The organism is Streptomyces malaysiense, assembly GCF_000980885.2.
Taxonomy (GTDB): Bacteria; Actinomycetota; Actinomycetes; order Streptomycetales; family Streptomycetaceae; genus Streptomyces; species Streptomyces malaysiense.
In genome coordinates, this window is sequence record NZ_LBDA02000124.1 from 1 (window position 1) to 12,968 (window position 12,968).

The following is a 12,968-nucleotide window of genomic DNA, read 5'->3' on the forward strand; positions in this document are numbered from 1 at the left end:
CCCGGGCCTCCCGGAAGACGCGCGTACCCCGCTGTCCGGGTCTGACGCCGGCTCAGGGGGTCGGAGCCGGGAGAGGGGCGTCCCAGTGGCCGACGAGGGCGGCGTACCCCGGGTGTGTGGCGAGCAGTTCGGCGTGGGTGCCGAACGCGTGACCGTCCGCGTCCAGGATGAGCACCCGGCCGGCCCGAGCGGCGCTGCTCAACCGGTGGGCCACCACGATCAGCGTCCCCGGGCGGCGGGCGAAGGCCGACTCCACGACGGCTTCGGCGGCGGGGTCGAGGTGGCAGGTGGCCTCGTCCAGGATCACCAGCCGGGCAGGCGAGGCGTACACCCGGGCCAGTGCGATCAGCTGGCGCTCCCCGCTGGACAACGCGGCCGCCGGATCCGTGAGTTCGGCGTCGTAGCCGCCGAGCCTGGCCACCAGTGGGCTCAGGCCGACCGCCGCCGCGGCCCGCTCCAGCGCGTCGTCGCGGGCGCCCGGCGCCAGGTAGGCCACGTTCTCCCGCAGGGTGCCGGGGAAGACGTAGGCCTCCTGGGGCACCAGGGCGACCAGAGCCGCGCGCTCGGCCTCGGGCAGCTCGGCCGTCGTCCGTCCGCCGATCGCGATCCGGCCCGCGTCCGGCTGCCCGATCCCGGCCAGCAGTGCGGCGAGCGTCGACTTGCCCACACCGCTGGGTCCGACCAGGGCGAGGTGGCCGGCTCTGGGCACGGTGAAGGTCACGTCGCGCAGAACGGGCTCGGAGTGCGGACCGTAGGCGAAGGTGAGGCCGCGCACGATGAGGTCGGCGCCGGCGGGGCGGGCGGGCACCTCGGCCGGTCCAGGTGTCCCGGGCCGGGCGGAGGTGGCGGCCAGCCGGGCGGCCAGCACGCGGAGCTGGCTCCAGTAGCCGGCCACCGCCCCGGTCATCTGCTGAAGGGCCGGGATCAGGTACGCGGTGACGTAGCTGACCGCGCCGATCACCGCCCCGGGCGACACCGTCCCCTGGCGGACCAGGGACGGCCCGGCGAGCAGCAGACCCAGTACCGGGAGCTGGCCGCCGAACAGAATCACGGGGACGCGCAGCGCGTTCGCCCAGGCCACGGTGGTCGCGGCGCGGGCCGAGGCGTCGGCCGCCCGGTGCACCTCGGCGCGGGCCTCACGGTCGGCCCCGAGGGCGGCCACGTCGCGCGCCGCCCCGATCACCGAGCCGGTGGCGGCGGCCACCCGCTCCTCCGCGAGCAGGTAGGCGGCCCGGCGCCGGGTGAGGGCGCGCATCGCCGGGACGAAGGCCGCCACGGCCACCAGCAGCGGAACCGCGACCACGAGCGCCATCCGCAGGTCGAGGGAGGCCAGGCCGAGCAGTGCGGCCAGCAGGTTCACCGCGAGCGGCAGCGCCGTGCGCAGCAGCGCGGCGACCGTGCCGCGCACCGCGTCCACCTGGCTGCTCAGCCGGGTCACCCCGGCGGCGTCGGGTCCGGCCCCGGGCAGTCCCTCGTACACGGCCCGGCGCAACGCCCCGCGCACCACCCGGCGCACGAGCTCGTCCCGCATCGGCTCGACGATCGAGGCCAGCGGGTCGAACATCGCCCGTTGGGCCGCCGCACGCACGCCGTACAGTGCGGCGATCCCGGTCAGCCAGCAGACGCCCGCCACCGGCCGGCCGGCCAGGAAGCCCTGGTCGAGGGCCGTGGCCAGCATGCGCCCGGAGGCCAGCGCGGGCGCCGCCTGGACGGCCGACCAGCCCAGCGCCCGGACGAGGGACCGCCGGGAACCGGCCGACACCTCCCGCAGGAGCCGCAGCCCCGGGTCGCCGCTCACGATGTCCGGCATGCCGCCTCCCTGCCCATGTCCTCACCCGCGTCTTCGTTCATGGCGTCGTCAGCCCCTCGGATCTCGTTCTCGGCGCCGTCCGCGGCGAACACCGTCCGGTACGCCGGATCCCGCCACAGCTCCGCGTGCGTCCCACGGGCCCGGATCCGGCCACCGTCCAGCCACACCACCTGGTCGCACCGGGCGGCGGTGGCCACCCGGTGGGCCACCACGATCCGGGTGCGTCCGGCGAGCACGCCGGTGACCGCCGCGCTGACCTCGGACTCGGTGACGGTGTCCAGGCCGGAGGTGGCGTCGTCCAGCACGTAGACCCGGGCCGCACGGGCCAGGGTGCGGGCCAGGCCGAGCCGCTGGCGTTCGCCGCCCGACAGGGGCACCCGTTCGAGCGGGGTGTCGTAGCCGTCGGGCAGCCTCCGGATGAAGCCGTCCGCCGCGGCGGCCCGCGCGGCCTCCCGCACGGCGGCGTGGGACACCCCGGGCCGCCCGTAGCCGATGGCCTCGCGCACGGTGCCGCCGAGCAGCGCGGGCCGTTCGAAGGCGTACGTGACCGCGGCCCGCAGCGGGTCCTGCGCGAACTCCCGTACGGGGCGGCCGTCGAGCAGCACCTCACCCTCGTCCGGGTCGGCGAGCCGGCCGGGGAGCCCGGCGAGCACGCTCTTGCCCGAGGCCGTGCGGCCGACGAGCGCCACACAGGCACCGGCCGGGATGTCCAGGTCGATCCGGTCCAGCACCGCTGTCCCCGTAGGCTGCCCGGACCCCGCCGCCCCCGCCGCCCGGACGGTGACCCCGCGGAAGGACACCGCCCCCGCACCCGGCCCGGGGACCCCGGTCCCGTACCGGGGGCCCTCGTGCGCGAAGGTCCCGGCGAGGCGGCCCGCGGCGGCGCGCGCCTGGGCGAGGGTGAAGAACACGTCGATCTGCTGCACCGCGGGGAAGGCGAGCTGCAGGTAGCCGGCCACCGCCACCAGCGCCCCGGGCGAGAGCCGTCCGTCCACGACGCCGAGGCCCGCCACCGCGAGCACCAGCGCCTCGGTCAGCGAGAGCAGCAGGCCGAACTGCCAGACGGTCCCCTTCTGCAGTCGCCACATCCGGTACCCGGCCGCGGACACCTCCCGCAGCGGTGTGAGTACCCGGTCCGTCTCGCGGTCCAGCGTCCCGGAGGCGCGGATGGTCCGGGCACCGCAGAGCGCGGCCAGCAGCCGGCCGGCGATGCTCGACTGGGCGGCCAGATAGCCGCCCTGGACCCGCGTCACTCGTCCCACGAAGCGCCGGGCGATCAGCACCGCGGGCGGGACGCTCAGCAGGAACGCCACCCCGCAGCGCCAGTCCAGCCACCACAGGGAGACCAGCGCGGCGGCCGAACCGGCCACCGTCACACCCCAGTCGGCCACCGCGACGGGCAGCGCCCCGGCCTGCTGGGCGGCCTGGGTGACCTGAGTGACCGCCTCGCCGGCCGGCACTGGCGAGCGGCCGCCCAGTCCGAGCAGATGGCCGACCGTGCGCAGTTGCAGCCAGCGTGTCCCGTACGCGGCGCAGGAGGTGGCGAGCGGCGCCATCAGCGTGTCGCAGACCGCGCCGCCCGCCATCACGGCGCCCCAGGCCAGTGCCGGGCCGGTGCCGCTCCGGCCGTGCAGTACCGCGTTCACCGCGGCGGCCAGCAGCGCGGGCAGGGCCAGCGCGGCGGCGGTGCGCAGGACCATCAGGGCGACCAGCAGGGACAGCCGTCCTGCGGTGTGCCGGACTGCCCCGGCCAGCAGTCGGCCCGCGCCCCGCGGACGGTGGCCGTTCCCCGGCCCCGGTTCGTTCCTCGTCACGACCTCGCCTCTCTTCCCGTCCGCCGCGCGGACGTTCCCCCCCGGCTACGCGGGAGGGGCGCCGGTACGGGCCCGGCGCCCCTCCCGTTCCCGCTAGTTGGAGACCGTGCAGGTCCCGCCACCGCAGGTGCTGCCCGTGCCGCAGGTGGGCCCGCCGCAGGTGTCCGTGTTGATCACGGACGTGTTCTCCTGTTCGGCCGGCAGCACCTGGAGGGCGTCCAGATCGCGTTCCATCGCATGCCTCGTCTCTGTCGTGTGCTGGTCTGTGAGGTGCTCGTCCTTGCGGTGCCGGTCGTCGTCAGCCCGTGAGGAGGCAGGTGTCCCGGCAGGTGTTGTCGGAGCAGGTCCAGGTGCACTGCATCTCGCTGGTGTCCTGTCCGCCGGGCAGGGCCTGCAGAGCGTCGAGGTCGAGTTCCATCGGTTCCTCCGGATCTACGAGGTGAGGGTGCAGGTGTAGGGGCAGGAGTACGTGCTGCAGGTCCAGGTGCACTCCATCTCGGTGGTGTCCTCACCACCGGGGAGCAGCTCCAGCGCGTCGAAGTCGGCGCTCATGGTTTCCTTCCTTCTCGGTCGCCGTGCTCAGTTGGTGGAGGTGCAGGTCTCCGGGCCGCAGGTGTGGCCGAGGCCGCAGGTGACGGTGCACGCCATCTGGGTGGTCGGCTCCTGCTCGGCCGGCAGGGCCTGCAGGGCGTCGAGGTCGATGTCCATGGGTTCCTCCTCTCGGGGTGCCGTGGCGTCCGCGTGCCCGGCGCGGGCGCGCGGACGGGTTTCCCTCCGCGGTCAGGGGCGGTCCGCCATCCAGGGGCGGGGGCCGCCTTGGTCGAGCCGCAGGAGGAAGCTGATGACGCCGGCCGTTCCGGTCTGGTAGCCGGCGGTGAAGGCGGTGGCGCCCTCGTCCGGGACGAGGCGGAGGCCGCCGAGGACCGAGTGCCGTGCGTACAGGACGGTGGCCAGGTCCTCGGACCATGCGCGGTAGGGACCGTCCGGGCGGGCCGCGGCGAGATCCAGCAGGAACTCGCCGTCCCCGGCGAGGCCGTGGCAGACGACGGTCGGGGAGGTCCAGGCGGCGGCGCGGACCGCCTGGGCCGCCTCCTGTGCGAGCACGAGGTGGCGTTCCTCGCCGGTGGCCCGCCACAGACGCAGCAGGAAGGTGCCGACGCCGGAGGAGCCGCTGCACCAGTGGTAGATCAGCCCGGTGCCGGGCTTCTCGTCCATGTCGGAGCGCCAGCGGGCACCGACCGGACCGCGTTCCGCCTCGGCAGCCAGGGTGTCGCCGGCCGCGACCGCGAGGTCCAGGGCGGCCTGCTGTCCGGTCGCGTCGGCCGCGGCCAGCAGGAACGCGCCGATCCCGGCGACGCCGTGCGCGAACCCGAGGTGCCGGATGCCCGCCAGCTTGGAGTCGAAGTCCGGGGGCACCTGCCAGATCACCCGGTCCGCGGTGCGGTCGGCCACCGCGACCAGGGCTTCGGCGCACTCCGCGACCCGCTCCAGGAACTCTGGCCGCCCGGTGGCCTGCCAGAACTTCAGCTGTGCGAGCCCGGAACCCGCGGCTCCGTGGCAGATGTCCGGGTTGGGCCACACCACCGGGAGGGCGAGCGCCAGGTCGGTGGCGTGCGCGGCGAGCGTGTCGTCGCCGAGGTGCCGGGCGGCGTCGTAGAGGGCCCAGGCGGTGCCGGCGCGGCCGAAGTAGAGGCCGGGCAGCAGGCGTGGCACGGCCGTGCGGCGACGGTCGATCCAGGCCGCGACGCGCCGGACGGCGTCCCTCAGCTCCGGACGGTCCAGCGTCCGGTCGGCTCGCACCAGCATGCCGAGCACGCCGGCCGCGCCGTACTGCACGCTGCACGGGTCGGTGCCGTCCCCGAAGGCGCTGCCGGACCAGAGGCGCTGGGCGGGACCCTCCGGATCGGCCATGCCGCTCAGCAGGTGGACGAGGCCGTCGTCCACCAGCCCGGCCCGCACCTCCCGGTCGGCGGTGGGGCGGTCGGGGCGGCCGCCGGAGAACCAGGCCGGGACCGGCGCGGTCTCCTCCTCGGCCGTGTCTCCGGCCGGGTTCCCGGCGGCCCCGGCCGCTGCGGCAGCCGCGTCCGCCAGGAACCCCGCCAGCCGGGTCAGCGTCCAGCGGTCCTCCGGGCGTTCTGCCATCAGACCGAGGATCGCCGGGGCGAGCAGCCGGGCGGCCGGACGCTCCTCACCGACCAGGGAGAGCACCAGGGCGATGCGCTCCCCGGCCGTGCGGCCCGCGGTGGTGGGTGCGGGCGGCATGACGCCGGCGGGGCCGGCGTCGTCCGGGCCGTGCGGGCCGTCCGGGGCGAAGGACGGCGGTATCCCGGTGGCCAGGAAGTACAGCACGCCGCCGAGGGCGTAGCAGTCGACCTCCGGCCCGAACGCGGGCCCGACCCGCGGTTCCGCGATCTGCTCGGGCGAGCCGAAGCCGGGGGTGTAGACGCGCAGGATATGGGTGCCGGGGGTGGTGGCCCACTCCGCGTCGATCAGCACCAGCCGGCCCTCGGGCGTGACCATGATGTTGTTCGGCGTGAAGTCCTGGTAGACGATGCCGCGCCGGTGCACCTCGTCGAGCAGGGAACGCAGCTTCTCCGCCAGCGCCAGCACCTGCGGGACGGGGATGAACCCGGGCTCGGCCCGCCGCTCGGTGACCCAGGAGGCGAGTGCCTGTCCGGGCACCAGTCCCTGCACCAGGAAGGCGTGACCGTCCTCCTCGAAGCAGTGCACCAGCTCGGCGCTGAGCCCGGCGAGCGGGGTGAGGTTGGCCGCCTCCCGGCGCACGCAGGACCGGGCGTCCTCGCCGGTCACGTTCACGGCCACGTGAGCGCGGGCCTGCTTGACGATGACCTCGGCGCCGGTGTGCTGGTCGATCCCCCGGTACACCCCGCCGCGGGCCGAGTGCCGGATCGCCTCCCGTACGACGAACCGGCCCGCCAGCAGCACCGGGTGGGCGCTCTGCGCGGTGGCGGGACGCCCCGGGCCGCCGGGGAACGGCAACTGCGCCCAGGGCGGGGGGCTGAACCACGCCTTGCGGTGGTCGTCCACCAGCGTCCCGTCCGGGGCCTGCAGGCGCACGTCGAAGGAGCCGTCGTTGCCCAGCACCCGTACGCCGTCGAAGCCGCCGTAGCGGTAGTGGACCAGGCTGCCCTTGCGGTAGGGGCGGTCGGAGAGGATGGCCGGACCAGGCAGCCCGGCGGTCGCGTCGTCCAACCGGGAAGCGAGCTCGCGCAGTTGGTCGTCGTCCCGTGGGTAAACGGTGATGATCTTGCCGCACTGGGCGCGGTCGTAGTTGCCTGAGGTCATCTCCTCGACGGTCCGCAGGTCCCGGGCCGTCTTGAAGGCGCATCCGGCTCGGACCAGTACCCCGGCGGCCCGGTGCAGCACCTCCGGCGCGGACAACCGGGTCGCCGAGATGTGCAGCTTCCACCCCTGCACCCGGGACTCGTGCTTCGCGGGAGTCACCCGGCACCAGACGCCGTCCTCCTCGACCTTCCAGTCTTCTTCGTCCAGCGCGGTGAGCACGGAGCGCACCACGTCCCCCAGAGAAAAGGTGAGCAAGAGAACCCACTCCCAACGCCCGGCCGACGGAGCCGGACGCCCGGCTCTCGAACGGGCTCCACTCTGGCCTCGGCCGGGACCGTCGAGCATTGGGGGAACCCCTAGGACTTGTCCGGGCGGGCGTCCTTCGCGGTCGTCCAGTCGCTCCGCCGCGGCCCGGCTCGGGACTCCATGTGCCGCGCGAGGGTCATGTCCACCGGAACGACCGTGCGGAGGAAAGCAGGTTGCCGTTCGGCATGACCCGCGATGCTTCTTCCGACCGCCACAACGGATGCGGCCCCTCCAGCCCACAGCACTCCGCATCCCGCACCCCGCACCCCGCACCCACGCCGATGGGCCTCTCCGCGCGGGCGCCGAGGTCCTCGCGCTGTACCGGGAGAGGTTCCGGAGCCGTCTGCCGGAACCGCCGGACGAACTGCACGGCCCGACCCGGGGGCCCGGATCCACCGCTGCGCATGGCCCGGTCCGCGATGACGTCGCACCATCTGGGCAGGCCCCGCCGGCGCATCGACCTGTACGAACCGCCCCGCACGGCCTCGGGGCGACGGCGCCCGACGCCGTTCCCGGCGCCCTGGACTATTCGGTTCCCCGGCGGCCGACCACCCAGCTCACGTCGTACCGCGGCAGCCCGGGGAGTCCCCGAACACGTCGTTCCTCGGGTGTCAGTACGGCGAAGTGCCCGTCGAGCCCCAGAGCCCGGCAGCCCGTCTCCCAGTTCGCACACCAGATCCCCAGTGCCACCGCCGCGTAGTACCGCGACCCGGTGGAGGCGTAGAAGTCGAACCGTGCCGGTCTCTCCGCACCCGTCGACCGGTCCGCCACCGCGACGCACCTGGTTGTCTGGCTGTTGAACGACGACGGCGCCCATTGGCACACTTCGTAGGAGCGCCCGTACGTCGCCCACGGCGGTCGGGTGACGTCCAGAGGCTTTCGGAAGCTCGGATCGGCGAAGAAGAGTGAGGTCAGCGGCAGGCGGCGACGCTGGATCAGCTGCATGCCGCGCAGGGCCAGGGGTTTGAAGGACGAGCGGTACCCCACGGCGCAGACACAGATGACGTGGTCCTTCTCAGGGTCGAACCTGTCGCCCAGATGTTCCACGATGCTCTTCTGGTCGGCGCCCGGACCGATCCAGCACGTTGCCAAGCCCATCCGCGTGGCGTGCAGAACGACGTGCTGCAGGCTTCGGCCGACGTCGACGACCGCCATCCGGTCGTACGTGCGAGGGGCGATCGCGACGAGGAACTCGTGGGCGCCCACGACCGGCCAGACGGTGAGGGAGGCCGCGACGTACTCGAAGCGCACGGGCCTGCCGCCGATCAAACGGCCGGGCGTGGTGTAAGAGCGGACGGCCTCCAGGAGTTCCGCACGGTGGTCCGCGGTCAAGTCCCGGGACTGGAACGACCGGCAGGAGCGCCGAGCGCGCATGAGGTCGAAAGCCCCAAGTCCGTCCCTGCGTCCGGGCAGGGCTTCGGCGGGGCGCAGCCCGAACTTCACCGTGACGAGATCGAAGACGAAGACCACGAACAGCAGCAGCGCGACACCGGCCGGCAACCAGAAACGAATGCCCTGCAAGGCTCCGATCGCCCGCCCCGCGGCCGCGACGAGGCAGAAGGCGAGCGAGGGAACCGCGTCGAGGACGTACTGGAGCCAACCGGTGAACTGGAGGCGAGCCTTGACACGTCTCAGGGGGGATTTCCGGGGCTCGGGTGAGGTGCTGCCGGTCCCGCTCGGGCGCACGCTGCTCTGAACCATCGCCACACCTCTCGTGCGATTGCCGCCCTCGTGGGCGAACTGCTTCGTATCCGGTTTCCGGGGGGCAAGTCACGGCGCCCGTCGCCTGCGTGCCTTCGACGCGGCCGCGGCGCGGATCGCGTCACGGGAGGCCGCCCCGATGCCCACGGGCGGCCGTCGCGGGCCGATGCTCGGGTGGCCAGGGACGGGAACCCGGTCACGACCCGCGGCTCACCGGCAGTCGCGCGCCGAGGCCTCGCCGGCGCTCCGAACCGAGACGGACACTGGTGCCCGGCGGACAGGAGCGCCGTCGTACTGCCGGTCCGGCAGGGCGGACTCGTCGGCTTCGGCGTCGCGTGGAGAAGGCCGCCGACGGCGATCGGCCACCACCGCAAGCGCCGGGCTCCCGGAGACGCCCACCCGCTGATCGGTACCCTCACGAGGCAGGCCGGCGGGTGATCGCTACCCCCCGGGGAGCGTGGTGGCCGGGCTCACGGCTCACTCCGGTGCCGGCTCCGGGCGCCGGAGCAGCAGCGCCACCGCCACCATGGCGAGCAGGGCGACCGCGCTGCTGCCCAGAAGGGCGAACTGCATGCCGTCGATGAAGGCCGCCCGAGCCTGGCCGGCCACGGGGCCTCCGATGGCGTTCGCGGCAGCCAGCGAGGACCGGGCCGCGTCGACGACCTGCGGGGGCCGCCCGGTGAGGTCCAGCCGATTGCGGTAGACGGCGCTCAGGATGCTGCCGAGTACGGCGATGCCCAGCGCGCCACCGAGTTCCCGCGTGAGGTCGTTCATCGCGGAGCCGACACTCTGCAGGGCCCGGGGCAGGGCGCCGGTGATCGCCGTGGTGGCCGGGGTCATCGCCAGCCCCATCCCGACGCCGTTCGAGAACAGCGCGGCGGCGATCACCCAGTAGGAGCTGCCGCCGTCGAGCTGGGCCAGGACACCCATACCGACGGCGACAGCCAGCAGTCCGACGACCCATGGGCCCCTGGACCCGAAGCGGGCGGCCAGGCGCGGGGTCAGCCGGGAGGACGGCACCATTCCGACGGACAACGGCAGCATGCTCACGGCGGCGACCAGGGCGCTGTCACCGCGCACCATCTGCAGGTACTGCATCGTCACGAAGATGAAGCCGAAGAAACCGAAGAACATGAGCGTCATCGACAGCGAACCGGCCGCGAAGCGCCGGTTGCGGAAGAGCCGCGGGTCCAGCAGCGGGTACCGCTGCCGCAGCTCCCAGGCCACGAACCCGGTCAGCACCACCAGCCCCAGGCCGATGCCGCCGAGGGTGACGGCATCACTCCAGCCACGGGTCGGAGCCTCGATCACCGAGTACACGACAGCCGCCAGACCCGCCACCACGAGCAGCGCGCCGACCAGGTCGATCCGCGGTGCGTCCGGCTCGGCCGACTCGGGCACGTACAGGAGCGTGCCGGTCAAGGCGACCAGTGCGAGTACGACGTTGAGCAGGAAGACGGAGGGCCAGGACCACAGCTCCAGCAGCAGCCCCGAGGCCAGGATCCCCACCACTGCGCTGGCCCCGGCGACCGCGGCCCATATGCTGACCGCGCGGGCCCGCTGGGCACCTGAGAAGGTGCTGGTGATCGTGGACAGAGTGGCCGGCATGACCAGGGCGGCGCCCATCCCGAGCACGGCGCGCATGGCGATCAGCAGGTCGGGATCGGTGGTGAGCGCTGCCGCCCCGGAGCCGCCCCCGAAGATCGCGAGACCGGCGAGCAGCGCCCTGCGGCGGCCGAACCGGTCGCCCAGCGCGCCTGCCGGCAGCAGCAGCGAGGCGAACGCCAGGCTGTAGGCGTCGATGATCCAGGACAGCTGGGTCTGGCTGCCGTGGGTTTCCTTGGCGATGTCGGGCAGCGCCACATTGAGCGAGGCCATCGCGGCTACCACGCCGCCCAGGGCGATGCAGGTGATGACGAGGACGAGCGTGTTGCGGGCAGGGGGTGCGGCGCGGGCGGTGTCGAGAGGTTGGACGACGCTCATGCGATGTTCTTCCTGGAGTCCCGGCGGAGTGCCGGCGTCTTCTGGCATTCGGATGTGGTCAGCCGGTGTGGCTGTCCGGACCCACGGTGGTGGCGCCGGAGACGGGATTTCCAGGCTGATGAATAAGGAACGGACCGGTGCCGGGGCTGCCGCCGGCCCGGACACCTGCGGCGCGGATCCGCGGTCTGCCCGGTGACGTGCGGATGGCGGCCGACAGCATGGCGGCGAGTCGAGACGGCCGTCGGCAGGCGGTCCACCGGCCTGGTGGACAATATTTCAGTGGTGATGAATAAAGCCCCGCGCCGCGGCAGGCGGCCCGGCAGTCCGGACACCAGGACCGCGATCCTCGACGTCGCCCGCCGCCGTTTCCTCGACCAGGGCTACCACGCGGTGACCCTGCGCTCCGTCGCGGCCGAGGCGGACGTGGACCTGGCCCTGATCAGTTACTTCTTCGGCTCCAAGAAGGGCCTGTTCGGCGCGGCTCTGGCTCTGTCGGTCAACCCGGCGGACGTGGTGACCCAGGTACTGGAGGGCGACCCGGCGACCTTTCCTCAGCGCGCGCTGCAAAGGGTGCTCGCCGCCTGGGACGATCCCGAGTCCGGCCCCACCCTGCTCGCACTGTTCAGGAACACCATGCAGGACGACACCTTCGCGGCGCTGGTGAAGGAGGTCGTCGAGCGCGAGATCGTCGACCGTGTAGCGGCGTCGCTCGGCGGCACCGCCGCCCGCCGACGTGCCATGGCCTTCTGCTCACAGATTGCTGGGCTCATCGCCACTCGCTACCTGCTGCGCGTGGAGCCCATGGCCTCCATGTCCCAGGAGGAGATCATCCGCCGCCTCGGCCCGGCACTGCGCCAGAGCCTCAGCGACCCCGGTCGGACCTCCCCGCAGAGCCGCCCTGCTCCGCTGTCCCGGCGTCAGCGGTGACGGAGCAGTGATCTTGAGGGATTCGGCTGCCCCGGCACCACGGACTCCACGGGTACGGGCATCCGCCGGTGGGCCTCCGCTACGACCCACGGAAGGTGGTGGAGTGAAGCCGGCTGAACGGACGCCCCACCGGACGGGACCAGCACGCTCGGCGGAGTGCCAGAAATCAGCGCCGCACACGGAACCTCGTTCCGCCCCGGGCCTTACGACGAACGTCAGGAGACGGGGAACCAGGTCGACAGGCGCTTTGCAATGACCGGTACATCGACGTGGTCCTGCGCGACTTCCTCGACGAACGGGCCGGCCACGGAAACGGGCGGCGGGACGGTACTCGCGCCGACGCCGTTGAACCGCAGGAAGACGCGCATGGCAAGCCAGGCGGTGCGCTTGTTGCCGTCGATCAGCGCGTGATTGCGGGCGACGGAGTGCAGCAGTGCCGCCGCCTTCTCGTGCAGCGTGGGATACAGCTCGGCCCCGAACACGTTCGTCCGGGGTCGCTCGATCGCCGACACCAGAAGGCCCATGTCGCGCACGCTGTGCTCGGTACCGTTGACCGCGCGCGCGATGGCCAGGATTTCGTCGATCTGGAGGTAGCGCACGACGTCCGTCACTTCAGATAGTCCAAGATCTCCGCATCACTGTCCATGAGCTCGGCCAGGACGTCATCGACCTTCAGTTCGGCCCGATCCTGGGCGTCACGGATGGCCTCAATGGCAAGTTCCTGCTTGCTGCGGCCCTCCCGACGAGCCCGCTCGGTGAGCTTCGCGTCAAGGTCGTCGGGGAGTCGAAGTGTCATCGCCATACAGAGATGATACCAGGCTGGTATCAAATGGCACGGTCGGGACGCGCTCCCGGCTCCGCGGAGCGTGGGACCGGGCGGCCGTGCGCATCGCCACCGGGGAGGCCCGTGGAGCCTTCCATTTCGAGCGTCATCCGAGCGCCAGGAATCCCGCAAGAGCCGCTTGAAGGCGTCGCCCTTACAAGCGCCTCGTTCACGAACTTCCAGGTCGGAGAGCTCCTGAAAGATCGATCCGTCCGCTTGAACCGCTGCACGGAGGGAAACAGGTCAAGGAACCCGTCAGAGCAACAAAACCGCAGGTCAGCAACGCGGCGCACCTTCG

The 12,968-nt window shown here is 73.0% G+C and carries 12 protein-coding genes; 1 reads left to right on the top strand and 11 read right to left on the bottom strand.

Annotation, left to right across the window (positions count from 1 at the left end):
• Positions 1-52 precede the first annotated feature (52 nt).
• The 9 genes from VT52_RS33940 to VT52_RS33960 form a co-directional block, all read right to left on the bottom strand.
• Positions 53-1,810 (bottom strand): ATP-binding cassette domain-containing protein, encoded by a 1,758-nt coding sequence (locus VT52_RS33940; RefSeq protein ID WP_053055595.1) that lies wholly within the window; start codon positions 1,808-1,810, stop codon positions 53-55.
• Entirely contained in the window at positions 1,795-3,624 is a 1,830-nt protein-coding gene (locus VT52_RS33945) for an ABC transporter ATP-binding protein (RefSeq protein WP_053055592.1), read from the bottom strand. The genes VT52_RS33940 and VT52_RS33945 overlap by 16 nt, the downstream gene beginning before the upstream one ends.
• Positions 3,625-3,717: 93 nt before the next feature.
• Positions 3,718-3,858, bottom strand: coding sequence for an ALQxL family class IV lanthipeptide (locus VT52_RS38315; protein ID WP_167377769.1), 141 nt, complete (start codon positions 3,856-3,858; stop codon positions 3,718-3,720).
• 64 nt (positions 3,859-3,922) lie between these two features.
• Positions 3,923-4,042, bottom strand: a complete 120-nt coding sequence (locus VT52_RS38525; protein WP_206306681.1) for an ALQxL family class IV lanthipeptide — start codon at positions 4,040-4,042, stop codon at positions 3,923-3,925.
• Between the two features lie 14 nt (positions 4,043-4,056).
• Positions 4,057-4,176: an ALQxL family class IV lanthipeptide gene (locus VT52_RS38530; protein WP_206306682.1), complete on the bottom strand. Its 120-nt coding sequence runs from the start codon at positions 4,174-4,176 to the stop codon at positions 4,057-4,059.
• 27 nt (positions 4,177-4,203) lie between these two features.
• Complete coding sequence (locus VT52_RS38535; RefSeq protein WP_206306683.1) at positions 4,204-4,332, bottom strand: ALQxL family class IV lanthipeptide; 129 nt, start codon at positions 4,330-4,332, stop codon at positions 4,204-4,206.
• 72 nt (positions 4,333-4,404) lie between these two features.
• Positions 4,405-7,185, bottom strand: a complete 2,781-nt coding sequence (gene lanL / locus VT52_RS33950) for a class IV lanthionine synthetase LanL (RefSeq protein ID WP_063888360.1) — start codon at positions 7,183-7,185, stop codon at positions 4,405-4,407.
• 576 nt (positions 7,186-7,761) lie between these two features.
• A complete protein-coding gene (locus VT52_RS33955) occupies positions 7,762-8,937 on the bottom strand; it encodes a nitroreductase family protein (RefSeq protein ID WP_046424478.1) in 1,176 nt (391 codons plus the stop codon).
• A 477-nt stretch (positions 8,938-9,414) separates the two neighbouring features.
• Positions 9,415-10,920, bottom strand: coding sequence for an MFS transporter (locus tag VT52_RS33960; RefSeq protein WP_046424447.1), 1,506 nt, complete (start codon positions 10,918-10,920; stop codon positions 9,415-9,417).
• 285 nt (positions 10,921-11,205) lie between these two features.
• On the opposite strand from VT52_RS33960, the gene VT52_RS33965 reads away from it, so the two are divergent.
• Positions 11,206-11,847: a TetR/AcrR family transcriptional regulator gene (locus VT52_RS33965; RefSeq protein ID WP_046424476.1), complete on the top strand. Its 642-nt coding sequence runs from the start codon at positions 11,206-11,208 to the stop codon at positions 11,845-11,847.
• A 215-nt stretch (positions 11,848-12,062) separates the two neighbouring features.
• Here the strand turns inward: VT52_RS33965 and VT52_RS33970 are convergent, their stop codons facing one another.
• Together VT52_RS33970 and VT52_RS33975 are read right to left on the bottom strand one after the other, a co-directional pair.
• Positions 12,063-12,458 carry a type II toxin-antitoxin system death-on-curing family toxin gene (locus VT52_RS33970; RefSeq protein WP_046424444.1) on the bottom strand — a complete coding sequence of 132 codons (396 nt, stop codon included), beginning with the start codon at positions 12,456-12,458 and terminating at the stop codon, positions 12,063-12,065.
• Positions 12,455-12,649: a ribbon-helix-helix protein, CopG family gene (locus VT52_RS33975; protein ID WP_007445201.1), complete on the bottom strand. Its 195-nt coding sequence runs from the start codon at positions 12,647-12,649 to the stop codon at positions 12,455-12,457. Before VT52_RS33975 ends, VT52_RS33970 begins: the two co-directional genes overlap by 4 nt.
• Positions 12,650-12,968: the final 319 nt, after the last annotated feature.

Coding starts and splice junctions, on each gene's coding strand:
- VT52_RS38535 (WP_206306683.1), bottom strand. CDS start 4,332: ATGGACATCGACCTCGACGCCCTGCAGGCCCTGCCGGCCGAGCAGGAG.
- VT52_RS38525 (WP_206306681.1), bottom strand. CDS start 4,042: ATGGAACTCGACCTCGACGCTCTGCAGGCCCTGCCCGGCGGACAGGAC.
- VT52_RS33960 (WP_046424447.1), bottom strand. CDS start 10,920: ATGAGCGTCGTCCAACCTCTCGACACCGCCCGCGCCGCACCCCCTGCC.
- VT52_RS33965 (WP_046424476.1), top strand. CDS start 11,206: ATGAATAAAGCCCCGCGCCGCGGCAGGCGGCCCGGCAGTCCGGACACC.
- VT52_RS33955 (WP_046424478.1), bottom strand. CDS start 8,937: ATGGTTCAGAGCAGCGTGCGCCCGAGCGGGACCGGCAGCACCTCACCC.
- VT52_RS38530 (WP_206306682.1), bottom strand. CDS start 4,176: ATGAGCGCCGACTTCGACGCGCTGGAGCTGCTCCCCGGTGGTGAGGAC.
- VT52_RS33940 (WP_053055595.1), bottom strand. CDS start 1,810: ATGCCGGACATCGTGAGCGGCGACCCGGGGCTGCGGCTCCTGCGGGAG.
- VT52_RS33975 (WP_007445201.1), bottom strand. CDS start 12,649: ATGGCGATGACACTTCGACTCCCCGACGACCTTGACGCGAAGCTCACC.
- VT52_RS38315 (WP_167377769.1), bottom strand. CDS start 3,858: ATGGAACGCGATCTGGACGCCCTCCAGGTGCTGCCGGCCGAACAGGAG.